Source organism: Streptomyces sp. NPDC107454, assembly GCF_055582885.1.
The window spans coordinates 84,697-107,126 of record NZ_JBVJPA010000024.1 but is presented as its reverse complement, the minus strand read 5'-3'; the positions used below and the strand labels follow the sequence as shown (position 1 = coordinate 107,126).

The window sequence follows — 22,430 nt, the reverse complement described above, 5'->3', positions numbered from 1 at the left end:
ACCCGCGCCACCCCCCCCCCCCTTTCTCCCCCCCGGGCCGCCCGTGTGTGCCCGGTGACGGCTACCGGCCGTCCTGGCCGGCGTGGATGTCGACGCCGAGCTGGCGGAACAGCCCCGCCATGTCCAGCTGGTCCCAGTGCTCGGCCAGCAGCCCGCCCTCGACCCGCCAGAAGTCGATCGACTGGAAGTTCAGCGGCCGCCCGGTGGCCTCGACGCCGAAGAACGTGCCCTGGTGGGTGCCCGAGTACTCGAAACGGCCGGCGATGCGGTCCCCCTCCACGACCAGGTCGTGGACGGTGACCTTGACATCGGGGAACGCGGCGAAGATCTGCTCCCAGAACGCCGTGTTCGCCTCGATGCCGTCCTCCACGACCGGGTTGTGGTCGATGTGCCCGGGCGCGGTGTGCTCGCTCATGGTGCTCACGTCATGAGCGTTGATCATGTCGACGAAGCGCTGGACGAGTTCACGGTGGTTGTCTGCCATGCCTCAAGCCTTCCTGGGCTCACGTCACCGAAGCGGGCAGGCGCAGCCGCCCGCCCCGCCGTGTCACCCGAGGATCCCCACCGCCTCTCGAGCCGCCCTGGAGGGGGCCTGTGGGCGCGGCCCATCCCCCATCCCGGCTCAAGTGCCCGCTCCTAGCCTGATCTTCATGAAGGCTCTCGTACTCTCCGGCGGGGCCGGTACCCGCCTGCGCCCCCTCACCCACACATCCGCCAAGCAGCTGGTGCCCGTGGCCAACAAGCCGGTGCTCTTCTACGGCCTGGAAGCGATCGCGGACGCGGGCATCACCGAGGTCGGGATCGTCGTCGGGGACACCGCCGACGAGATCATGCAAGCCGTCGGCGACGGCTCCAAGTTCGGCCTCACCGTCACCTACATCCCCCAGGACGCGCCGCTGGGCCTGGCCCACGCCGTCATCATCGCCCGTGACTTCCTCGCCGACGACGACTTCGTCATGTACCTGGGCGACAACTTCATCGTGGGCGGCATCTCCTCCCTCGTCGACGCCTTCCGCGCACAGCGGCCCGCCGCCCAGATCCTGCTCACCCAGGTCTCCGACCCGCGCCAGTTCGGGGTCGCCGAATTCGGCGCGGACGGACGGGTCATCGGCCTGGAGGAGAAGCCCAAGGCCCCCAAGAGCGACCTCGCGCTGGTCGGCGTCTACCTGTTCACCCCGGCCGTGCACGAGGCCGTCCGCGCCATCAAGCCCTCCTGGCGCGGCGAACTGGAGATCACCCACGCCCTGCAGTGGCTCATCGACCAGCGGTGCGACGTGCGCTCCACGACGATCTCCGGCTACTGGAAGGACACCGGGAACGTCGGCGACATGCTGGAGGTCAACCGCTCCGTCCTGGAGCACACCGAGCCGCTCATCGAGGGCGACGTCGACGACACCAGTGAGATCATCGGGCGGGTGCAGATCGACGAGGGCGCCCGGGTGAGCGGCTCGCGCATCGTGGGCCCGGCCGTCATCGGCACCGGCAGCGTGATCACCGGCTCCTACGTCGGCCCGTTCACCTCCATCTCGCACGACTGCCGCATCACCGACAGCGAGATCGAGTTCTCCATCGTCCTGGACGGCTCCTCCGTGCGCGGCGCCCGCCGCGTGGAGGCCTCGATCATCGGACGCAACGTGGAGGTGACTCCCGCACCCCGGGTCCCCGCCGCCCACCGGCTCATCCTCGGCGACCACAGCAAGGTGCAGATCTCATCATGACCACCACACGCATCCTCGTCACCGGCGGAGCGGGGTTCATCGGCTCGCACTACGTGCGCACCCTGCTCGGCCCGGGCGGTCCGGACGGCGTCGAGATCACGGTGCTCGACAAACTCACCTACGCCGGCAACCCCGCCAACCTCGACCCGGTCCGCTCCCATCCCGCCTTCCGCTTCGTGCACGGCGACATCTGCGACACCCCTCTCGTGGCCGGTCTCGTCGCCGGCCACGAGCAGATCGTGCACTTCGCCGCGGAGTCCCACGTCGACCGTTCCATCCTCGGCGCCGCCGAGTTCATCACCACCAACGTGCTGGGCACCCAGACCCTGCTGGACGCCGCGCTGCGCCGGCCCGGCGGCCCGGCCCGCTTCCTGCACGTCTCCACCGACGAGGTCTACGGCTCCCTGGCCGAGGGCTCCTGGCCCGAGAGCGACCCGCTGCGCCCCAACTCCCCCTACGCCGCCTCCAAGGCCTCCTCCGACCTCGTCGCCCTCTCCTACCACCGCACCCACGGCCTGGACGTCCGGGTGACCCGCTGCTCCAACAACTACGGCCACCACCACTTCCCCGAGAAGGTCATCCCCCTGTTCGTCACCAACCTCCTCGACGGACACCGCGTCCCGCTGTACGGGGAGGGGCTCAACGTCCGGGACTGGCTGCACATCGACGACCACGTGCAGGGCCTGGAACTGGTGCGCACCGGCGGCCGGCCGGGCGAGGTGTACAACATCGGCGGCGGCACCGAGCTGAGCAACAAGGAACTGACCACCCTGCTGCTCGACCTCGCCGGGACGGCCTGGGACAGCGTCGAGCACGTGCCCGACCGGCTCGGCCACGACCTGCGCTACTCGGTGGACTGCACGAAGATCTCCCGCGAGCTCGGCTACCGCCCCCGCAAGGACTTCGCCCAGGGCCTGGCCGAGACCTTCGCCTGGTACCGCGACCACCGCGCCTGGTGGGAGCCCCTGAAGCACAAGGCCGCCCTGTGAGCCGGTGAGCGCGCTCCCGGAGGCGGCACCGGGCCCAGAGAAGACGAGGTTTCTTTTCCGGTGCTGTCACATCCTGCCGGGCCGGTCCGTCAAGGAGGTGTAACCACCGGCAACGGCACAGGAGCTCACCATGGACGCCCGCTTGAACCTCTTCGGCAACCCGCTCGCAGGCAAGGTCCTCAGGCACATCAACTCGGCAGGCAAAGCGGTCTCGGACTCGGCGCTGCCGGCCGCGACGCAGGAACTGGTGAAGATCCGCGCCAGCCAGATCAACGGCTGCGGTTTCTGCACCGACATGCACACCAAGGACGCCGCGCACGCCGGGGAGAGCGCGGTGCGCCTCCACCTGGTCGCGGCGTGGCGCGAGGCCACGGTCTTCACCGACGCCGAGCGCGCCGCCCTGGAACTGACCGAGCAGGGCACCCGCATCGCGGACGCGGCCGGCGGGGTCACGGACGAGGCCTGGGCGAACGCCGCCAAGCACTACGACGAGGACCAGCTCGCCGCGCTGGTCTCCCTCATCGCCCTCATCAACGCCTACAACCGCGTGAACGTCCTGGTCCGCCAGCCCGCCGGCGACTACCAGGCCGGCCAGTTCGGATGACCGGGCGCCCGTTGCGCCACGGGACGGTCACGGGCTGTACTCCACGCTCACCGGGGCTGTGTTGGTGTCCTGGTCCGGGTCGGCGGGAGCGGGCGGGACCGTGACGCTGCCGCGGGCCCGCAGGCGACGGGACCGCCCTTCGCCGGGCCCTTGCGGCAGTGGGAGTCCTCGCTCCGCGGCACGGCCCCGGGCTCCTGCGCCGGGTGACGGGTTTTCAGGGCCACGGCGCCTGCCCCGGCCGCCGCCGGCACCACCGCACACACCACGGCCGCATACCGCCGCTTCCTGTCCGCCCACCACGCCCTCAGTCCGCGTCAGGCGTACTGGACGCCGGATGGTTGCGCGAAGGGGAGGGCCGGGGTTGTGCCAGACACGCCCGCGCCTCAGGGGCGCGGGCGTGTCACCTGCCCCGGCAATCAGGGCTAGGACCTGGTCGGCTTGGCGGTCACGGTCGGGCGCGCCATCTTCGACGCAGTCGGCTTCGGCTTCGGCGTGTACTTGCGGGTCTTCGTCGGAGTCGGCTTCGGCTTCGGCGTGTACTTGTGCGTCTTCGTCGGAGTCGGCTTCGGCTTCGGCGTGTACTTGTGCGTCCTCGTCGGAGTCGGCTTCGGCTTCGGCGTGTACTTGTGCGTCCTCGTCGGCGACGGCTTGCTGGTCGTCATCGGCGAATGCTTGGTGGTCGTCATCGGCGACGGCATGGCGGTCGTCATCGGTGACGGCGCGGTGGTCATCGTCTTCGACGTCTCCGACGCCGGTGTCGAAGGTGTCGCCGCGCGTGCGGCCGGATGCTGGGCTCCGGCGGCCGCTACCGCGATACCGCCCGCTGTCCCTCCGGACAGCAGGGCCGCTGTCAGGGTTCCTACGGCGAAGGTGCGCCCCCAGTGGCTGCGGAATGTGGCATTCATGATGTTCTCCCATCTTGAACAACTGCCCCATTGGTCACTGTCGGCCTCAACCGAGGTTAGGTCGGTGTCCCCCGATCGGCGACCGGAGCACATCGGTTCGCACTTTCAACAGAAGTGGCGGGTGCCCGTACGCGGCCGCACTCCCCGGGCGGGCAGGAGTTGCCCCCCTCCTCGCCTCCCGCGCGCGGAACTGTGGCCTCCACCGCAGCGTGCGGGGTCCGCGCCTGGTCGACCGGCCGGAGGACGGGCCCGGGGCGGCATCGGTCTCGCGTTCCTCGCCGCCGCGGCCCTGCGGATCCATCTCCTGCGCCGTGAGGGGAGATCCCGCCAGGCCGCGGGAGGAAGCGTGTGAAGCCCCGCGCCGGGCTCGCTCCAACCCGCGTACAGGGCAGGCCGGTTCACACCCGGCGGCCGCCGGCGCCCCCGCTCCCGGCGGAGGGGTTCCGGGTGCCGGCCGCCGCGCTCACCGTGCCGGATCCGCCAGGGCGGCCAGATCGGTCCCGGCCGCCACCGCGTCGCGCAGCAGTGCGGCGATCTCCTGCGGCTCCGGGCTGAGGGCGTCGAGCGCCCGCACGCTCAGCGGGACTTCCTCGAGCCGGTACTCGCCGCGGTCCGGGTCGGCGAACTCCTCTCCGGTGCGGTCCGCCTCGGACCAGGACCGGATGCGCGCCAGGTAGAAGTACTGGCGCTGGTGCTCATCGGCCAGCACCTGCAGCAGGCCCGTGATCTGCGGCTCGGCGCCGGTCTCCTCGCGTACTTCACGGACCAGGGCCGCGCGCAGGCCCGGATCGTGAGGTTCGACGTGCCCGCCGGGGAAGACCCGGTAGGGCGTCGCGCCCGGCCAGGTGCGCCGGATCAGCAGCAGCCGGCCGGCGGGCGTGAGCAGTACCGCCCGGACACACTCGATCACCGCACCTCCCGCTGCCGGCGCCGCCCGTCAGGTTACGGGCGGGGGCCGGTGGTGCGGTAGGAGGCGAGGGCCTGTTCGTAGGTGGGCAGCAGGCCGCGGGCGGCGGCCTCCAAGAGGCCGGGGGCGTGGGTGTCCTTGTCGGAGCGGATGAGTTGTCCGCCGGTGTTCCAGGGGATGCCGATGTCGGGGTCGAGGGCCTGGATGTCGACCATGGTGCCGGGCACGTACTCCTGGGAGCACAGGTAGTTCATGCAGGTGTCGTCGCTCAGGGCGAGGAAGGCGTGGCCGAGGCCGTCGGCGAGGTAGACGCCGATGCCGGAGCCGGCTTCCTGCAGGGTGGTGTCGAACATGCCGAACGTCGGGGAGCCGACGCGCAGGTCGACGACCACGTCCAGGGCGGCGCCGCGCACGCAGGTCACCAGCTTCGCCTGGCCCGGCGGCAGGGTGGTGCCGTGGATGCCGCGCAGCGTATTGCGCCGGGAGACGGAGAAGTTGACCTGCCGGACGGTGAACGGCTGGCCGCTCGCCGCCGTCAGGCCGCCCAGCCGCCAGGCCTCGTAGAACAGGCCCCGGTTGTCCGGCAGCTGCGACGGTGTGATCCGGAAGGCGTCGCGGACCTTCATCTCCTCAATGGCCATGCGTCCTCGGTTCGTCGGGGCGTGGGGGCGCCGGTTCGTGGGACGGAGCCGGGGCCGGCGCCACCCGTGGGGTGGCACCGGCCCCGGCTCCGGGTCAGTGCAGGGGGGCCGGTGCACTCTCCTGCGCGGGGGCGGCCTTGGCGACGGGGGTGCTCGCGGCGGCCCGCCGGCGGGAGGGGGCCCCCAGCATGGCGAAGGTGGCAAGGGCCACCGCGGCGGCGCCCACCCACATGGCGGGCACCAGGCCGTCGACGAAGTTGCGCGGTGAGGCGTAGCCGCCGTTGGCGCTGAAGATGGAGGCGAGCAGGGCCACGCCGAGGGCGGCGCCGACCTCGCGGGTGGCGGCGGTGACGCCGGAGGCGATGCCCTGTTCGTGTTCGGCGACCGAGCCCATGGTGAGGTTCATCAGCGGGGCGTAGAACAGGGCCATGCCGGCGCCGCAGATCATCAGGGAGGGCAGCTGGGCGGCGTAGGAGACGTCCGGCCCCAGGACGAACGCCCAATAGACCATGCCGGCGGTCATCATGGCGAGGCCGAGGGTGACCACGGGTTTGCCGCCGATGCGGTCGGAGACCATGCCGCCGATGGGGGCGACGACCATCGGCATGGCGGTCCAGGCCAGCAGCCGTACGCCGGCCTGCATGGCGGTGTAGCCCTGGATGTTCTGCAGGAACTGGGTCATCAGGAAGATCGCGCCGAACATGCCGACCGACATGAGGGCGCCGGCCAGGTTGATCGCGGTGAACGCGCGGTTGCGGAACATCCGCATCGGCACCATCGGGTGTTCGGTGCGGTTCTCCCACACCACGAACAGGGCCATCACGGCGGTGCCGCCGATCAGTGCGCCCAGGACCTGCGGGGATGTCCAGCCGTCTCCGTGGCCCTTGATCAGGCCCAGCACGATGCCGAACAGGCCCAGGCTGGCCAGGGCGGTGCCGACGGCGTCCAGGCGGGAGTGGGCGATGCGGCTCTCGGCGAGCTTGCGGAAGGACAGCGGGGCAAGGGCCAGGCCGATCGGCACGTTCAGCCAGAAGATCCACTGCCAGGACAGGTGCTCGACGATGGCGCCGCCCACCAGCGGGCCGGCGGCGATGGACAGTCCGTTGACGGCGCCCCAGATCCCCAGGGCCGCGCCGCGTTTCTCGGCGGGCACGGCGGCGGTCAGCAGGGTCACCGACAGCGGCATGATGATGGCCGCGCCGACGCCCTGGACGGCGCGGGCGGCGACGAGTTCGTTGATGCCGGGTGCCAGCGCGGCGGCCGCGGAGGCGGCGGTGAACAGCAGCAGGCCCAGGCTGAAGACCTTGCGGCGGCCGAAGCGGTCGCCGAGGGCGGCGCCGAACATCATCAGGACCGCGAAGGACAGGGTGTAGGCGTTGACCGTCCATTCCAGGTCGGTGAGGCTGCCGCCGAGTTTCTCGCGGATGGTGGGCAGCGCCGTGATGATGACGAGGTTGTCCAGTCCCGCCATGAACGAGGCGAGGCTGGTGGTGAGAATGGCCCAGAAGACCACCCTCCTGGTTTCACCGCCCGGGGATGGGGGGTTGACGGTGCTCATCTGGATTCCTCCGTGGATACCCCAGCCTTCAGGCTGGGGAGGAAACGGACTCCTGCGGAGCAGGGCAGGGGAGGACGATTCGCTGCCAGGGCGGATCGTCGTTCACCAGCAACTGCCCGCGGGTGTATTAGAGTTGCCAGGCCCGGCCGGTGATAACCAAGCTGGCCGGGCCTACCGCCGGGCTGGCGGGATGTCAGGTCTGTGGAGCCGGCGTAAGACTGCTGGGCGTACCAACGTCCCCCGCCGTTGATTCGGGGCAGCTGCTGTCTGAGAAGCAGAAAGCTCAACCCGCGAGGGAAGAATCCCCCTGCTTCAGCTGGGGGAGATGTCAACCGAGCATCCTTTCTGGAGGCGGGTCGTGCGAGATGCTCATCGCCGTGACCGGTCCGTCCCGCGGCGGGCTGGTGCCCGCGCGGGCCGGTACGGCGCCGTCGACGCTACGGACGTCTGCTCAAGTCCTCCTTGAGTCCCGCTCGGCACACGCGGGCGCGGCGCGGCGGGGCCCGGATACCGGTGTGGCCGGTATCCGGGCCCCGCCGCGCCGCGCCCGTGGAAGGGGGGAGGGTCAGGCGAGCTGGCGCTGGAAGGTGGCGATGTCGAAGTAGAGGGTCTCGTCGATCAGGACGTCGCCGTCGAAGTGGAAGAAGACGGCGACGGGGGCGTCGATGGACTTGCCGCGGTTGGGGATGCCGCGCCAGTCGGCCTGCTGCCTGCCGCGGGCCTGTGCCTCGAGGATCACGGCGGTGGGTGTGTGGTGCACGTGGTGCAGTTCGTGCTCGAGGTCGGGGAAGGCGGCCTTGAGGTCGGCGAAGTAGCCCTTCTTGATGGCTTCTTCGCCGATCAGCGGGCCCTCTTCGAAGGCCTGGATACGGTAGACGCCGCCGCGCGGGAAGGTGGCCAGCACGCCGTCGATGTCCCAGGCGATCTCGGCGACCGTGTGCTGCAGGACGACCGCCTCGCGCTTCTTGCGCAGTTCGGCGTCGGGCTGCGGGAGATCCGCGCCGGGCAGGGTGAATTCGTGTGCTTCGGTGGCCATGACCATTCCTCCACGCATCGGCCGTGTTCGGTTGGGGCCGACGCTAGGGCGCACGGCTCGCTGCGCCCTTGGGTCCGGCTCGAACTGCGTGCCGCTGCCGGTGTGTTCAGGCGGTGGGCTGGAGGGTCGCGGTGTTCTGGGGCGGGCGGTAGGTGGGGCGGTAGCCGCAGGCCAGGGAGAGCGGGGACAGCAGCAGGCACAGGGCCGTGTCGAGGGGGTAGGGGCGGCCGGTGACGACGCGGTACTCGTCGCGGAAGGCGAGGGCGAGCAGCGGCATCTGCAGGCGGGGGGTGCCGTCGGGGCGCAGCCGGCCTTCGTTGGTCAGGCCCCAGAGGGTCTCGAAGACGGTTTCGGTCTGGTAGGCGGGGGTGGTGCGCCAGATGACCCGGGTGGGTTCGGGGCCGGGGTTCCACATGGAGTGGACGGCGCCCGGCGGGATGTAGAAGTCGGCGCCTTGTTCGTACTCGTGCAGGACGCCGTCGAGTTGGAGGCTGAGGCGGCCGCTTTCGAGGCGCATGTGTTCGGTCTGGCGGGGGTGGTAGTGCTGGGGCGGTTTGATGACGGCGGGGGCGTACTCGACTTCGACTTCGACGAAGGCGCCGTCGGTTTCGGCGGCGGTGGTCAGGAAGGTGAGCTTGTCCTTGCCGAGGCGGAGGGTGTCTCCGGGGCGTGCCATGGGCCTCTCCCTGTTTGTTGGGGGGGTTGGGGGGTGGTCAGGCGGTGCGGGGGCCGGCCGGGGCGGGGGCGCGGCGGTGGCGGGGCAGTCCGAAGTAGGCGGTGAGCAGGTTGAGGACGCCGATGCCGGTGGCGATCCAGAAGCCGAGGTGGAGGCCGTCCAGCCAGGCCAGGGCGGGGGCGGTGCGGTGGGTGAGTTCGTGGGTGGTGCGGGTCAGGGCGCTGGTGGCGACGGTGGCCACCCCGAGGGAGGCGCCGACCTGGAAGGCGGCGACCAGGACGCCGGAGGCGATGCCCTGCTGGCGGGCGGGGATGTCGGAGACGCCGTGCACGTTGACGGGGATGCCGCAGCACTGCATGGACGCGCCGAGGATGAGCAGGGCGGGCAGCAGGTGCAGCAGGTAGGTGCCGCCGGCCGGGGCCTGGGTGAGCAGGAGGAGGCCCAGTACGGAGCCGGCGGCGCCGGCGAGGTAGACGGGGCGGGGGCCGGCCTTGTGCATGATGCGGGTGGCGGGGGCGGTGACGAGGATGGCGACGACGCCCAGCGGCAGGAACGCGAACCCGGACTTGAGGGTGGAGTAGCCCAGGGTGCGCTGCAGGTAGTAGCTGCACAGGAAGAGCACGGACGCCTGCACGCCGCTGGTCAGGACGCGGCCCAGGCCCGCGGTGGCCAGGGAGCGGGTGGCGAACAGGTGCAGCGGCATCAGCGGGTCCGGGGTGCGGCGTTCGATCAGGACGAACGCGGCGAGCAGGACGAGAGCGGCGGCGGCCGGGGCCAGGACGTAGGGCGCGGAGGCGGCGCCGTGGTCCTGGATGTTGACGATGGCGTAGACGAGGGCGGCCAGGCCGGCGGTGACGGTGACGGCGCCGGCGATGTCGGGGCGCGAGCCGCGGATACGGGTCTCGGGGCGGCCCCGGGACAGCAGCAGGACGCCGGCGACGGCGACGATCCCGAAGGGCAGGTTGATGTAGAAGATCCAGCGCCAGCTGAGGCTGTCGGTGATCAGGCCGCCGGCGATGACGCCGAGGGTGCCGCCGAGGCCGGCCAGCGCGGCCCACACGGCGAGCGCGGTGGTGCGTTCGCGGCCCTTGGGGAAGATGGTGGTGACCAGGGACATCGCGGCCGGTGAGAGGAACGCGGCGCCGCAGCCCTGCAGGGCGCGGGCGGCGATCAGCAGGCCGGCGCCCTGGGCGAGCCCGCACAGCAGGGAGGCGGCGGTGAACAGCAGGGCGCCGAGCAGGAAGGTGCGCCGCCTGCCCCAGCGGTCGGCGGTGCGGCCGCCGAGCAGCATGAGGCCGCCGAAGCACAGGATGTAGGCGGTCAGCACCCATTCGACGGCGGTGGCGCCGGCCTTGAGGTCGGCCTGGATGGCGGGCAGGGCGAGGTTCACCACGGTGGTGTCGAGGAGCACCATGAACTGGGCGAGGGCGACGAAGACGAGCAGGCGCCAGCGGCGGGGGTCCGCTGCGGCGCCGGCGGGTGCGGTGTCCGTCGTGCGGGGGGCGGCGGTGTGGTCGGTGGTCATGGCTCCCTCTCGGATGAATCTGCCTCCCGCCCCCCTGCCCCCTCCTCCTGCAGCTGCTTCCTGTCGCGCTGGGGGGTGGGGGCGGGAGGGGCGGCCCGGTCAGGCGGCGGGTGCCTCGATGTAGCTGAGGGCGTTGTAGATGGTGCGGTCGGGGTCGGTGATGGCGCGCCGGCCGTGCATGACGCGGGTGTTGTCGATGACGGCGGCGTCGCCGTCCTGCCAGTCGAGGTTCTCGGTGAGGCGGGCGGTCACCTCTTCGACCTCGGCCAGCAGCTGCGGGGACAGGGCGGTGCCGTCGGCGAAGGTGATGGTGGGCTTCTCGTAGTTGAAGGAGGGGCCCAGGATGCTGTTGGCGAAGGAGGGGCGCGGCCCGAACACGGTGGTGCCGGCCGCGGGGGTGGTGAAGGAGTAGCGCACCCCGCCGTCGTCCTGCGGCAGGATCTCGGTGCCCGGCAACTGGCCTGCCAGCGCGAGGAGTTCTTCGACCCTGATCTCGTCGGCGGGCTTGGTGCGGCCCAGCAGGTGGTGGGCCATCGCCCGCCACTGCGGCTCGGCGACGTAGCGGCTGTAGACGATGTCCTGGGCCGCGAATGCCGTACGGGCCTGGGGGCTGAGGGCGTCCCAGACGCGGTAGCCGTCGCAGACGGTGGTCTGGGAGCCGGAGGAGGCGGCCTTCTCGCAGAAGAACCAGGCGAGGTGGGAGCGGAAGGGGCTGTTGCCGTTCTCGGTGTGCAGGCCCACCTCGTCGAAGCCGGCGTCGACCTTCTGGGCGACCTCGGAGTAGAAGTCGCGGGCCGGGTCGAGGGTGGTGGAGGTGGAGGTGTGCTGCACCAGGGCGGTGAAGGCGTCCATGTCCGCGCCGAAGCCGCGCAGCAGCAGGAAGCCGGCCTGGGAGAGCAGGTCGCGCAGTTCCTTGGGGTCGACGCCGTCGAGGCCGCCGGGGCCTGCGGGTTCGACCAGCAGGCCGCTGCCGGTGCCGTAGGGGGTGGTCTTCATAGCCGTGCTCATCTGGATTCCTCCGTGGATACCCCAGCCTTCGGGCTGGGGAGGAAACGGACTCCTGCGGAGCAGGGCAAGGGAAGACGATTCGCCGCCAGGGCGGATCGTCGTTCACCAGCAACTGCCCGCGGATGCAGTAGCGTTGCCACGCTCGGCCGGTGATAACCAAGCTGGCCGGGCCTACCGCCGGGCTGGCGGGATGTCAGGTCTGTGGAGCTGGCGTAAGACTGCTGGGCGTACCAACGTCCCCCGCCGTTGATTCGGGGCAGCTGTTGTCTGAGAAGCAGAAAGCTCAACCCGCGAGGGAAGAATCCCCCTGCTTCAGCTGGGGGAGATGTCAAGCCTTCTCCTTGGTCTCGCCGCCGCGGGGGGCCGGGGTGCGGGGCTGCTTGAGGACGTACGCGCGCACGACGTCGCGGCGGGGGCGTCCGGTGACGGTGAAGCAGGTGGCGTAGGCGGGGTCATCCTCGGACATGAGGTGGACGACGGCGGCGCGTTCGATGCCGGAGAGTTTCCGCCTGCCGAAGTCGGTGATCTCGCGGCGGGCCGTGGCGGGGTCGAGGCCGGCGTCGATGACGAACAGGCCGTGGACCTGGTCGAGGCCGTCGGCGACGACGGCGGCCTCGCGGACGAAGCCGAGTTCGCGGTAGCGGGCCTCGACCCATTCGGGGGCCACGTTGCGGCCGCCCGCGGTGATGACGAGGTTCTTCTTGCGTCCGGTGATCCGCAGATAGCCGTCGGCGTCGATCTCGGCGAGGTCGCCGGTGTGCAGGCGGCCCTGGTCGTCGACGACGACGCTGGAGGGGTCCTCGCGGGTGTAGCCGGCGAACAGGGAGGTGCTGCGGATGAGGAGTTCGCCGTCGTCGGCGAGTTCGGCGTGCACGTGGTCCAGGGGGCGGCCGACGGTGCCGAAGCGGACGGCGCCGGGGAAGTTCCAGGACACCACGGAGGAGTTCTCGCTCAGCCCGTAGCCCTCGTGGACGGTCAGTCCGTAGGCGTCGAGGCGCTGGAGGATCTCCGGGGGGACGGGGGCGCCGCCGCAGGCGATGAAGACCGGCCCGTCGTGTCCGAAGATCCGCCGGTGGCGCTCGGGGATGCTCTCGGCGGGCTGCTGGTCGCACAGGGCGAGGAAGAGGCCGGCGACGGTGGGCGGCACGACCAGGGCGGTGGGGCGGGCCGCTCGCAGCAGGGTGAGCATGCGGGGGGCGGCGTCGGCGGCGGTGCCGACCAGGGCGGTGCCCGGCGGCAGGAAGGACACCGAACCGCCTGCCAGGAAGGGCATGTAGAGGCCGGCGACCTGCTCGATGAGGAGGCTGAGCGGGACGATGGACAGATAGCGCTCGAAGATCTCCGGGCGGGTGCGGGCGCGCAGGGAGGTGAGGAGTTCGTCCAGGCCGTGCCGGCGGATCTGTACGCCTTTGGGGGCGGAGGTGGTGCCGGAGGTGTGGATGACCTTGACGATCTGGTCGTGTGCGGGGATCTGCGGGGGCGCGGCGGGGCGGGGTGCGCGGGCCAGGGCGGGCAGGTCGAGGGGAAGGACGCGGCAGCCGTCGGGCAGGACGGGCCGGGGGTTGCCGGCGCGCCAGCGGGCCAGGGCGGCTTCGCCCGCGGCGTCGGTGAGGCACAGGTCGGCGCTCTGAAGGAGGGAGGCGGCCTGCTGTGCGGTGAAGGCGGTCGGGACGGGGATCTCGACGGCGCCGGCGAACAGGGCGGCCAGGTCGGCGGCGACCCATTCGGGCGAGTTCTCCGCGAGCAGCCCCACCCGGGCCGGCCGGCCCAGCGCGCGGGCTCGTTCCTGGAGCCGGGCGGCCAGGGTGAGGGCGGCGCCGGTCAGGTCGCGGTAGCTGAAGGCGGCGGGCGCCGAGCCGTCGGCGGCCAGCACGCGGACCATGACGGCGTCGCTGGCGGCCCGCTCCAGGAGTCCCTGGGCGAGCGAGAGGCGGGCGGGGGTGTCAGGCGGCACGGGTGAGCACCCCCTGCTGCGGGCGGTTGCTCAGCAGCCGCATGTCGACCGAGGTGAAGCAGTAGCGGCCGATGGCGGCCAGCAGCAGGGTGGACTGCTCGGCGGCCTCGGCGTAGCCGACGACGGGCCGGGTGTCGTAGTAGGAGCCCCATGCGGCCCGTTCGCCTTCGGGCAGGCGTTCCGCGCTGGCGTCGGCGAGGGGGTGGAAGACGCAGCCCAGGCGCTGCATGAGGGCGGCGAGCCGGCCGGTCATGGTCATCACCGCGTACGGGCGGCCCAGGCAGGCCATGATCAGCGGGATCGCCTTGATGATCTCGGCGCCGGCGGCGGCCCGTACCGAGGCGATGGAGCCGATCTGCAGGACCTGGGAGCGTTTGACGGGGGCGCCCACGGCCCGGGTGATGACGTCTTCGACGGGGGCGTCGAGGTAGCGCTCGAGCAGGATGCTCTCTTCCTCGGGGAAGGACAGGCCCGCGCAGGCGAGGACTTCCTCCTGGCCGTCGGCGGCGGTCTCGAAGAAGGCGAGGAAGCCGTCCGGGTCGGGCGAGATGCTCGCCTGGTACTGCTTGGCGAACACCAGCCGGGCAAGGTCCGCGGCGGTCTGCCAGTCCGGGGTGCCGCGCTCGGACAGGGTGATTCTCATCGGGATTCCTCCGTGGATGCTCCGTCTTTCAGGGCGGAGGGGAAGCGGACTTCTGCGGAGCAGGGCAGGGACAGGTGATCCGCCGCCAGGGCGGATCGTCGTTCGCGGCCAACTTCCCGCAAATAGTCATAAGTTGATGCGATAGTTTGTGAGCTGTGACCACTCACGTGAAGCGGGCGTTCAAGTACCGCTTCTGTCCGACGGATGCGCAGGCAGCGGAGCTGTCGCGCACGTTCGGGTGCGTGCGGAAGGTCTACAACCTGGCGCTCACCGCCCGTACCCAGGCGTGGACGCGTCAGGAGCGGGTCAACTACCACCAAACGTCGGCGATGCTGACGGCGTGGAAGAAGACCGAGGAACTGGCCTACCTCAACGAGGTCTCCTCGGTGCCGCTCCAGCAGGCGCTGCGGCACCTTCAGACGGCGTTCACCAACTTCTTCGGCAAACGGGCCAAGTACCCGCGTTTCAAGTCGCGGAAGAAGTCCAGGAGGTCCGCCGAGTACACCACCAGCGCGTTCCGTTTCCGGGACGGCAAGCTGACCTTGGCAAAGATGGCGGAGCCGCTCGACATCGTGTGGTCCAGGCCGCTTCCCGAGGGTGTGAGCCCGTCCACGGTGACCGTGTCCCAGGATGCGGCGGGGCGCTGGTTCGTCTCGATGCTGTGCGACGACCCCGGCATCAGGCATCTGCCTGCCACGGACGCGGCGGTCGGTATCGACGCCGGGCTGGATCACCTCCTGACCCTGTCGACCGGGGAGAAGATCTCCAACCCCCGCCATGAACGCCGCGACCGGGCCGCGCTGGCGAAGGCGCAGCGCCGGCTGGCGAAGAAGGAGAAGGGTTCGGCGAACCGCGTCAAGGCCCGGTGCAAGGTCGCCCGTATCCATGCCCGGATCGCTGACCGGCGTCGTGACAGCCTGCACCAGATCACCACTCGTCTCGTGCGTGAGAACCAAACGCTCGTGATCGAGGATTTGTCCGTCCGCAACATGGTCAAGAACCGGAAACTGGCCCGGGTCATCTCGGACGCGGCATGGCGTGAGTTCCGGAGCATGCTGGAGTACAAGGCCCAGTGGTACGGGCGTGAGGTGATCGCGGTGGACCGGTGGTTCCCCTCGTCCAGGCTGTGCTCCGCCTGTGGCACCTTGCAGGACAAGATGCCGCTGAACGTCCGCACGTGGACGTGCGACTGCGGCGCGGCCCACGACCGGGACGTGAACGCAGCGAAGAACCTTCTGGCCGCCGGACGGGCGGTCGCAGCCTGCGGAGCTGGTGTAAGACCTCAACGGAGTTCTCCGGGCGGGCAGTCGGCGATGAAACAGGAAGTCTCACGGCGCGAGCCGTAAGAATCCCCTCCCTTCAGGGAGGGGAGCATCAAGTGCTGCGCTCCCTAACAGGGTGGGGTGGGACGTGAAGGGCTGCTCATCGCCCGAGCGCCGCGGGACGGTGCGCCGCCGGCCGGGCGTTCAGGGCGAGTTGGGCGGCCCGCAGGGCGCTGTTGATGGAGGTCTCGGCGAGGATGCCGGGGGCGGCGACGCTGTCGCCGGCCAGGAACACGCCGTCCCCGCGGTCGACGGCGGGCCGGTCGCGCCAGCTGAGGCCGGGCAGGTCCAGGGCGCCGGTGCGGCCGCGGGAGACGCCTTCGCGGCGCCACAGGAGGCGGGTGCGCCAGCCGGGGGTGGTGAGGTCGAAGAGTTTCTCCAGCCGGGCCAGGGCGTCGGCCTTCGACTCGCCGGGCCGCAGCGGCATCTGGCCCTGGAAGAGGGCCTGGCCCTTCGGGGCGAGGGAGGGGTCGTGGTCGGAGTACTGGGAGGTGAAGCCGCCCTCGTCCATGTCGAAGGAGACGTTGCCGTCCTTCTTGGAGTGGGTGACGGCCATGTCCAGCAGGGCGGCGGTGCCGCTGGGCCATTCAAGGCCGGGGTCGCCGAGCAGGCTGCGCGCGGAGGCCAGCGAGGTCGCCACGATCACCGGTCCGCCGGCGGGCAGTTCGCTCAGCCGTGAGCCGGTCTCGATGATGACGCCGCGGGCGCGGGCGACGCGTTCCATGCGGGCGATCAGCGCGCCCCAGCCGCCGATGAAGTAGCGGCTGGGCAGCGGGAAGCGGGGGGTGCCCACGCGCAGCAGCCGCTCCCACACGAAGGCCGCCGACAGCCGTCCGGGGTCGCCGTCGAAGAGGATCGGGCCGAGGAAGCCGAGGGCCTCGTTCACGGTCTGCTGGGCGAAGCGTTCACTGGCCCAGTCCTGGAAGGAGCGGTCGACGGGGACCTCGATGCCGCGGTGGCGCCAGGTCATCTTCATGTAGCCGGACGGCAGGGTCATCCGCAGCCGGCCCTGGTGGCGGAAGCGCATCCGGGTCCACTCGTGGAAGGACAGCCGCACGTAGCGGCCGGCCAGTCCGCGCTGCAGCAGCCAGTGCCAGGCGTCGCCGTTGTCGAAGAAGGTGTGCGGCCCGTCGTTGGTGACGTAGGGGCCCGCGGCCGAGCGGGCGCGGCCGCCGGTGTGGGAGTGGGCCTCGTGGACGGTGACGCGGGCGCCCTGTTCGGCGGCGGAGATCGCCGCGGTCAGGCCGGCCAGTCCGCCGCCGATGATCGTGATGTTCGCCATGGTTATCGCACTCACTTCGCCTTCGAAGGCCCGCGGGCCGGGGTCGGGGGTCAGCCGTCGAGGGTGGCCATGGCACCGACGGGGTAGCGGTCGCCCGCCGTGGAGCCGTGGGGGGCGATCTCGTCGAGGGCGGCGAGGTCGGCCGCGCTCAGCTCGACGGCGCAGGCGGCGAGGTTCTCTTCCAGGTAGGTGACGCGTTTGGTGCCGGGGATGGCGACGATGTCGTCGCCCTGGGCGAGGACCCAGGCCAGGGCGAGCTGTCCGGCGGTGATCTTCTTGGCGGCGGCCAGTGCCTGCAGCCGCTCCACGACGTGCAGGTTCGTCTCGAGGTTGCCCTGCTGGAAGCGGGGCACGACGCGGCGGAAGTCGTGTGCGGCGAGGGCGTCGAGGCTGCGGATGGCTCCGGTGAGCAGGCCGCGGCCCAGCGGGCTGTAGCCGACGAAGCCGATGCCCAGCTCGCGGACGGCCGTCAGGACGCCGTTGGCCTCGACGTCGCGGGTGGACAGGGAGTACTCGGTCTGTACGGCGGTGAGCGGGTGCACGGCGTGGGCGCGGCGGATGGTGGCGGCGGACGCCTCGCAGATGCCGAGGTGGCGGACCTTGCCGGCGGTGACGAGGTCGGCGAGTGCGCCGGTGGATTCCTCGACGGGGACGGCGGGGTCGACGCGGTGCAGGTAGTACAGGTCGAGGCGGTCGGTGCCCAGCCGGCGCAGGGTGGCGTCGATGGAGGTGCGGATGTAGTCGGGGCGGCCGTTGAGGCGGCCGGTGATGGTGCCGTCGGCGGTGACCTCGTTGCCGACCTTGGAGCAGACGGTGATGCTGTCGCGGCGGCCGGCGATGACTCGGGCGACGAACTCCTCGTTGCTGTGCGGGCCGTAGAAGTCCGCGGTGTCCAGGAGGTTCACGCCCAGTTCCAGGGCGCGGTGCGCGGTGCGCAGGGCTTCCTGGTCGTCGGCGGGCCCGTAGGCGAAGGTCATGCCCATGCAGCCGAGTCCCTGCTCGGAGACCTCCAGCCCCTGGCTGCCGAGTTTTCGTTGCCGCATCATCGGTTCCTTCCTGAGCCGTGCACGGGGCAGTTGTCGTCTAGCAGTGGCCGTCTAGCAGTGACAGTGTCGGTGTCTTTGCTAGAGAAGTGGTGGGGTGCCGGTCCCCCGGTGCTCGCGCAGCGGTCAGCCGGCGGTGGTCAGTTCGCTGGTGACGGACATCCAGGTGTGGCCCTGGCGGGCGGCGTTGGCGGCCAGGTGGGTCCACGGGTCGGTGCCCAGCACCGCGGCCGCTTCCCGGCGCAGCCAGGCGTCGAAGGGGTCGGCGGAGGCCGCCAGCCGGCGGGCGGCGCCCTGCGGGTCGCGGGCCTCGATCCGGTGGACCAGCACGTCCTGGCCGTTAAGGGGCTGGAGGGCGAAGGACTCCTGGAGGATGCCCGCGCGGCGCCGGGAGGCCTCGTAGGCGCGCAGTTGCTTTCCGGCGAGTTCGGCCTGCAGGGCGTGCCAGGCGCCGGCGGCGCCGGGCGGCAGCGGCAGCAGGGCGCCGGCGCTGGTGACGGTGCGGCGGGCCGCGGTGCGGGCGCCGGTGCGGGCGGCGGGGGCGAGGCGGCGCAGGCCGAGCACGGCCAGCATGTTGGACTCCACGCCGATGCCCCAGCGTTCGGCGATCAGGCCGTCGGCCAGCAGCCGCCACACCACGACGCCGGTGAACTCGATGGCCTGTCCGGTGGGCGGCGCGCCGAGGAAGTCGCCGAGGTGGGTGCCGCGCCAGGTGTTGTGGATGACGACGTGGTCGCCGTGGGCGCTCATGTCCTCGATGGTCACGTGCAGGTCGGGGAAGCCCTCGCGCAGGCCGGCGATGGTGTAGCGGACGCCTTCGAGGCCTTCGGGGGCGCCGGGCAGCGGCTGGTGGTCGATCATGCGGGGGCTGTAGATCTCGTCGACGACGGAGAAGTCGCCCTGGTTGACGAAGGCGTCGAAGACCCGGCGGATGGTCTGCTTGTTGCGTTCCTCCACGCTGCGGGCGGTGCGCTCCGTCTCTTGTATCGACACGTTCTCTCGTCCTTCGGTCTCGGCGTCCCGCGGGTGCGGGGGCGCAGGTCACAGGGGCGGCGGGCGGGTGTCCGGGGCGAATCAGCGGCCGGGGAAGGGGGCGTCCCAGGTGAGGGTGAGGCCCGCGTACAGGTAGCGGCTGGCCTCGATGGCCAGCAGCAGGACCGTGTCGCCGGGGCGGATGCGGCCCTCGCGCCAGCCGGCGTCGAGGGCGAGGGGGACGGCGGCGGAGCCGGTGGCGCCGACGTCGGTGAGGTTCTCCACGATGGTCTTGCTCAGGGCGGCCTGGTCGGCGGGCGGCAGTCCGGCGGCGGCGTACTCGCTCGCGAAGTACTCGGCGTTGCCCTCGGGCAGCACGCACGCGTCGAGGTCGGCCAGGGTCAGACGGGAGCGGGTGAGCAGGTCGTGGATGCCCTCGACGAAGACGCGGGGGCCGAACTGGGCGGTGCCGGGGATGTCGAGGCGGATGTCCATCAGGCGGGGGCGGCGCTGCTGTTCGGCGAGGGGGGCGTCGGTGCCGCCGCCGACGATGAGCATGCCGGGTTTGCGGGCGCCGCCCAGGGAGCGGGTGGCGAAGACGGGGCGCCGGCGGCCGTGGGCGGAGCCCTCCTCGCCGGCGCGCAGCACCAGGGCGCCGGCGCCGTCGCCGAAGGTGTAGACGGTCAGCCGGTCGCGCATCCGTACGCGTTCGGGGTCGCGGCCCAAGAAGACGGGGGCCAGCAGCGGGGAGACGGCCTCGGCGCCGATGACCAGGGCGGTGGTGTAGGTGCCGTCGGCGAGCAGGCGGCGGGCGATGTCGTGGGCCTGGACGGCGCCCACGCAGCCGGCGCGGACCTCGATGACCGCGCAGTCCTTGAGGCCGAGCTGCTGCTGGACGTAGGTGGCGGCGACGGGCAGGAGGTAGTCGGGGCTGGCGGTGGACAGGACGATCAGGTCGATCTCGTCCGCCTGGACGCCGGCCCGCTCGAGGGCCTGGCGGGCGGCGGCGGTGGCCATCTGCGAGGTGCTGGTGGTGTGGGCGCCGGTGGCCGGGTCGATCATCCAGTGCCGGCGCTTGACCTGGATGCCGTCCAGGACGTCGGCGGGCAGCGGGCCCGTGATGCGGGCCAGGGCGTCGTTGTCGAGGGCCTCGCCCGGCAGGTGGGCGCCGGTGGCCAGGACCGAGACATGGCGGGCGCGGGGTTCGGCGGGCGGGGCGGTGGGGGTGTGGGGCATGGTCAGTTCTCCGTTGCGGGACGCAGGACGAGGCTGATGTGGGTGCCGCCGAGCGAGGAGCTGTTGATGAGCACCGGCCCCGCCGCCACCCCGCTTGCCGGGGTGGTCCAGGCGGTGAGGGCGAGGAGGGCGGCGAGCTGGGCGCCCGCGCCGACCGGTTCGCCCAGGGTCTGTTTGGGGGTGTGCACCGGGCAGTGGGCCTCGGCGGCCAGCCGTGTGGTGGCAAGGGCCTCGGGGGTGTCCGCGCGGGTGAGGCCGGCGGCATTGGCCCAGATGCCGGTCAGCTCGCCGGGGGTGAGGCCGGCGTGGGTGAGGGCGGCGCGCATGGCGCGCTCGACGCCCTCGCCGTCGGCATTCCAGCGGCCGATGCCGGCCGCGTCGCCGGCGGCGCCGTGGCCGGCGAACTCGGCCAGGATGCGGGCGCCGCGGGCGCGGGCGCTGGATTCGCGTTCCAGGACGAGGGCGATGCCGGCCTCGGCCAGGGTGTAGCCGGCATCGTCGAACAGCGGCAGCTGGCGGTAGGCGGCCAGCACGCCCGGGGAGAGGTCCTCGACCGCCGGGCACAGCACCGCCTCGGCGCGGTGCTGCAGCAGCAGGTCGTGGGCGACGGTCAGGGCGGAGGCGCCGGCGGCGTGTCCGGTGGTGACGGTGGAGGTGGGGCCCTTGGCGCCGACGTGCATGGCGACCTGGCCGGCGGCGGCGTTGAAGACGGTGTTGGGGAAGACGGCGGGGCTGCCGTGGGCGGGGCAGCCGCCCAGCACCGGCAGCAGGAAGTCCTCGATGCTGCGCATCGGGCCCAGTCCGGTGCCCAGGACGACCCCGGTGTGCTCGTCGGCCTGAAGGCCGGCGTGGGCGAGGGCGGCGCGGCAGGAGGCGACGGCGAGCTGGGAGAGGCGGTCCATGCGGCGCCGGTCGCGGGCGCCGATGTGGGCGCCCGCGTCGAAGACGGCGCGGGCCACGCGCAGGCCGTCCTCGTCGGCGCCCAGCCGCCGCCCCTGCCGCCAGGCCTCCCACAGCGCCTGGAGGCCTTCGCCGGCGGGGGTGAGGGCGGCGCCCCCGGTGATGACGACCTTCTCGGCGGCGGGCGGGGCGGGGACGGTGAAGCGCCGTCCGGAGGGCCAGCCGAAGGCGACGCAGGCGTTGGCGCCGGCGAAGGCGAAGTTGTTGGACAGGGCGGCGTTCATGGCCAGTTCGCGGCCGGTGTCGGGGACCGCGTCCAGTCCGCACTTGGGGTCGGTGCCGGTGAAGTTGGCGGTCGGCGGGGCGATCTGTTCGACCAGGGCCTTGACGGTGACGATGGCCTCGACCGCTCCGGCCGCGCCCAGCAGGTGGCCGATCATCGACTTGGAGCTGCTCAGGGCGGTCTTCTGGGCGGCCTCGCCGAACGCGGCACGCACCGCGTTGGACTCGGCGGAGTCGTTCTTGGGGGTGCCGGTGCCGTGGCCGTTGATGTAGCCGACGTCCCCCGGGGTGATGCCGGCGGCCTTCAGGGCGCCGCGGATGGCGCGGGCGGCGCCCTCGCCCTCGGGGTGCGGGGCGGTGGCGTGGTAGCCGTCGGCGGACAGGCCGTAGCCGAGGACCTCCGCCAGGACGGGGGCGCCCGCGGCGCGGGCCACCGACTCCTCGGCCAGCACCAGCATGCCCGCGCCTTCGCCCAGGGACAGCCCGTCGCGGTCCTTGGAGTAGGGGGCGGCGGGTTTCGCCGACAGTGACTGGAGGCTGGTGAAGCCGGCGAACGCGGTCTCGGTGAAGGCGTCGCTGCCGCCGGCGAGCATCGCGTCCGCGCGGCCCGCGGCGATCGCCTCGGCGGCGTGCGCGATGGCGTGCGCGCCCGAGGCGCAGGCGGTGTTGACGGACAGGGCCGGCCCCTTGAGCGCGAAGGCGCCGCTGAGTGCCTCGGCGATGGCCTGCGGCGGGACCAGCAGGTAGTGCAGGGCGTCGTCAGGGCGGGCGGTGCCCTCGCGGCTGCGGCGGGCGAGTTTCTCGGCGCTGCGCAGGCCGCCGTTGCAGGAGCCGAAGGCCACCCCCCAGCGTTCGGCGGGCAGACCCGCAAGGCCCGCCTGCTGGAGGGCTTCGGCGGCGGCGGTCAGCGCGAAGTCGGCGGCCGGTTCCCGCTCGCTGCCGCCGAAGGCGGCCAGGTAGTCGTAGGCGGGCCGAGGCAGCGGGGGCACTTCGCCGCCGATGGCCGTGCCGTAGCCGTCCATCGGCATGCCGGTGACCGGGCCGATGGCCGAATGCCCGGCCCGGATGCCCTCCCACAGCGCGGCGGCGCCCTCGCCCTGGGCGGTCACGGCGCCGACACCGCAGACCACCACGGTCCGGGGCCGGGCCGCGGTGTCCGGCCGTACGGCGCGGTCGTGGACGTCGGTCATGGCCGCACTCCTTTCGGATATGGCGGGTGTTGCGGGTGT

General features: G+C 72.0%; 20 protein-coding genes. 5 read left to right on the top strand and 15 right to left on the bottom strand.

Annotation, left to right across the window (positions count from 1 at the left end; translation table 11 throughout):
- Positions 1–61: 61 nt before the first annotated feature.
- A complete protein-coding gene (locus tag ACZ69M_RS44125; RefSeq protein WP_470059116.1) occupies positions 62–484 on the bottom strand; it encodes an ester cyclase in 423 nt (140 codons plus the stop codon).
- A gap of 166 nt (positions 485–650) precedes the next feature.
- Here ACZ69M_RS44125 and ACZ69M_RS44120 point away from each other — a divergent pair, with 166 nt between their 5' ends.
- The 4 genes from ACZ69M_RS44120 (at position 651) to ACZ69M_RS44105 (ending at position 4,568) form a co-directional block, all read left to right on the top strand.
- Positions 651–1,718: a glucose-1-phosphate thymidylyltransferase gene (locus tag ACZ69M_RS44120; RefSeq protein WP_470059114.1), complete on the top strand. Its 1,068-nt coding sequence runs from the start codon at positions 651–653 to the stop codon at positions 1,716–1,718.
- A complete protein-coding gene (gene rfbB, locus ACZ69M_RS44115) occupies positions 1,715–2,707 on the top strand; it encodes a dTDP-glucose 4,6-dehydratase (RefSeq protein ID WP_470059112.1) in 993 nt (330 codons plus the stop codon). The genes ACZ69M_RS44120 and rfbB overlap by 4 nt, the downstream gene beginning before the upstream one ends.
- Positions 2,708–2,837: 130 nt before the next feature.
- Entirely contained in the window at positions 2,838–3,311 is a 474-nt protein-coding gene (locus ACZ69M_RS44110) for a carboxymuconolactone decarboxylase family protein (RefSeq protein WP_470059110.1), read from the top strand.
- A 438-nt stretch (positions 3,312–3,749) separates the two neighbouring features.
- Positions 3,750–4,568, top strand: a complete 819-nt coding sequence (locus ACZ69M_RS44105; protein ID WP_470059108.1) for a hypothetical protein — start codon at positions 3,750–3,752, stop codon at positions 4,566–4,568.
- Positions 4,569–4,679: 111 nt separating this feature from the next.
- Here ACZ69M_RS44105 and ACZ69M_RS44100 read toward each other — a convergent pair whose 3' ends face one another.
- The 9 genes from ACZ69M_RS44100 to ACZ69M_RS44060 all read right to left on the bottom strand — a co-directional run bounded on the left by ACZ69M_RS44100 (position 4,680) and on the right by ACZ69M_RS44060 (position 14,164).
- Positions 4,680–5,126 (bottom strand): NUDIX domain-containing protein, encoded by a 447-nt coding sequence (locus tag ACZ69M_RS44100; protein ID WP_470059106.1) that lies wholly within the window; start codon positions 5,124–5,126, stop codon positions 4,680–4,682.
- Between the two features lie 32 nt (positions 5,127–5,158).
- The gene (locus tag ACZ69M_RS44095) at positions 5,159–5,764 is read right to left on the bottom strand and encodes a dTDP-4-dehydrorhamnose 3,5-epimerase family protein (RefSeq protein WP_470059104.1); all 606 of its coding nucleotides are present in this window, start codon (positions 5,762–5,764) and stop codon (positions 5,159–5,161) included.
- A 94-nt stretch (positions 5,765–5,858) separates the two neighbouring features.
- Positions 5,859–7,322 carry a DHA2 family efflux MFS transporter permease subunit gene (locus ACZ69M_RS44090; protein ID WP_470059102.1) on the bottom strand — a complete coding sequence of 488 codons (1,464 nt, stop codon included), beginning with the start codon at positions 7,320–7,322 and terminating at the stop codon, positions 5,859–5,861.
- 565 nt (positions 7,323–7,887) lie between these two features.
- Complete coding sequence (locus ACZ69M_RS44085) at positions 7,888–8,358, bottom strand: ester cyclase (protein ID WP_054231420.1); 471 nt, start codon at positions 8,356–8,358, stop codon at positions 7,888–7,890.
- Between the two features lie 106 nt (positions 8,359–8,464).
- Positions 8,465–9,034, bottom strand: a complete 570-nt coding sequence (locus ACZ69M_RS44080; protein WP_470059099.1) for a cupin domain-containing protein — start codon at positions 9,032–9,034, stop codon at positions 8,465–8,467.
- A gap of 37 nt (positions 9,035–9,071) precedes the next feature.
- Positions 9,072–10,559: an MFS transporter gene (locus tag ACZ69M_RS44075; RefSeq protein ID WP_470059097.1), complete on the bottom strand. Its 1,488-nt coding sequence runs from the start codon at positions 10,557–10,559 to the stop codon at positions 9,072–9,074.
- Positions 10,560–10,658: 99 nt separating this feature from the next.
- Positions 10,659–11,567: a TauD/TfdA family dioxygenase gene (locus ACZ69M_RS44070; RefSeq protein WP_470059096.1), complete on the bottom strand. Its 909-nt coding sequence runs from the start codon at positions 11,565–11,567 to the stop codon at positions 10,659–10,661.
- Positions 11,568–11,895: 328 nt separating this feature from the next.
- Positions 11,896–13,521, bottom strand: a complete 1,626-nt coding sequence (locus ACZ69M_RS44065; RefSeq protein WP_470059094.1) for an AMP-binding protein — start codon at positions 13,519–13,521, stop codon at positions 11,896–11,898.
- Positions 13,511–14,164 (bottom strand): thermostable hemolysin, encoded by a 654-nt coding sequence (locus ACZ69M_RS44060; protein ID WP_075032267.1) that lies wholly within the window; start codon positions 14,162–14,164, stop codon positions 13,511–13,513. The genes ACZ69M_RS44065 and ACZ69M_RS44060 overlap by 11 nt, the downstream gene beginning before the upstream one ends.
- A gap of 155 nt (positions 14,165–14,319) precedes the next feature.
- On the opposite strand from ACZ69M_RS44060, the gene ACZ69M_RS44055 reads away from it, so the two are divergent.
- A complete protein-coding gene (locus tag ACZ69M_RS44055) occupies positions 14,320–15,510 on the top strand; it encodes an RNA-guided endonuclease InsQ/TnpB family protein (protein WP_470059092.1) in 1,191 nt (396 codons plus the stop codon).
- A 76-nt stretch (positions 15,511–15,586) separates the two neighbouring features.
- Here ACZ69M_RS44055 and ACZ69M_RS44050 read toward each other — a convergent pair whose 3' ends face one another.
- The 5 genes from ACZ69M_RS44050 to ACZ69M_RS44030 all read right to left on the bottom strand — a co-directional run bounded on the left by ACZ69M_RS44050 (position 15,587) and on the right by ACZ69M_RS44030 (position 22,391).
- Positions 15,587–16,822, bottom strand: a complete 1,236-nt coding sequence (locus ACZ69M_RS44050; protein WP_470059231.1) for an FAD-dependent oxidoreductase — start codon at positions 16,820–16,822, stop codon at positions 15,587–15,589.
- Positions 16,819–17,811 carry an aldo/keto reductase gene (locus ACZ69M_RS44045; protein WP_470059229.1) on the bottom strand — a complete coding sequence of 331 codons (993 nt, stop codon included), beginning with the start codon at positions 17,809–17,811 and terminating at the stop codon, positions 16,819–16,821. Before ACZ69M_RS44045 ends, ACZ69M_RS44050 begins: the two co-directional genes overlap by 4 nt.
- A 126-nt stretch (positions 17,812–17,937) precedes the next feature.
- Positions 17,938–18,804, bottom strand: a complete 867-nt coding sequence (locus ACZ69M_RS44040) for an ester cyclase (protein ID WP_470059090.1) — start codon at positions 18,802–18,804, stop codon at positions 17,938–17,940.
- 81 nt (positions 18,805–18,885) lie between these two features.
- A complete protein-coding gene (locus tag ACZ69M_RS44035; protein WP_470059088.1) occupies positions 18,886–20,019 on the bottom strand; it encodes a 3-oxoacyl-ACP synthase III family protein in 1,134 nt (377 codons plus the stop codon).
- Positions 20,020–20,021: 2 nt separating this feature from the next.
- A complete protein-coding gene (locus tag ACZ69M_RS44030; protein WP_470059086.1) occupies positions 20,022–22,391 on the bottom strand; it encodes a beta-ketoacyl synthase N-terminal-like domain-containing protein in 2,370 nt (789 codons plus the stop codon).
- Positions 22,392–22,430: the final 39 nt, after the last annotated feature.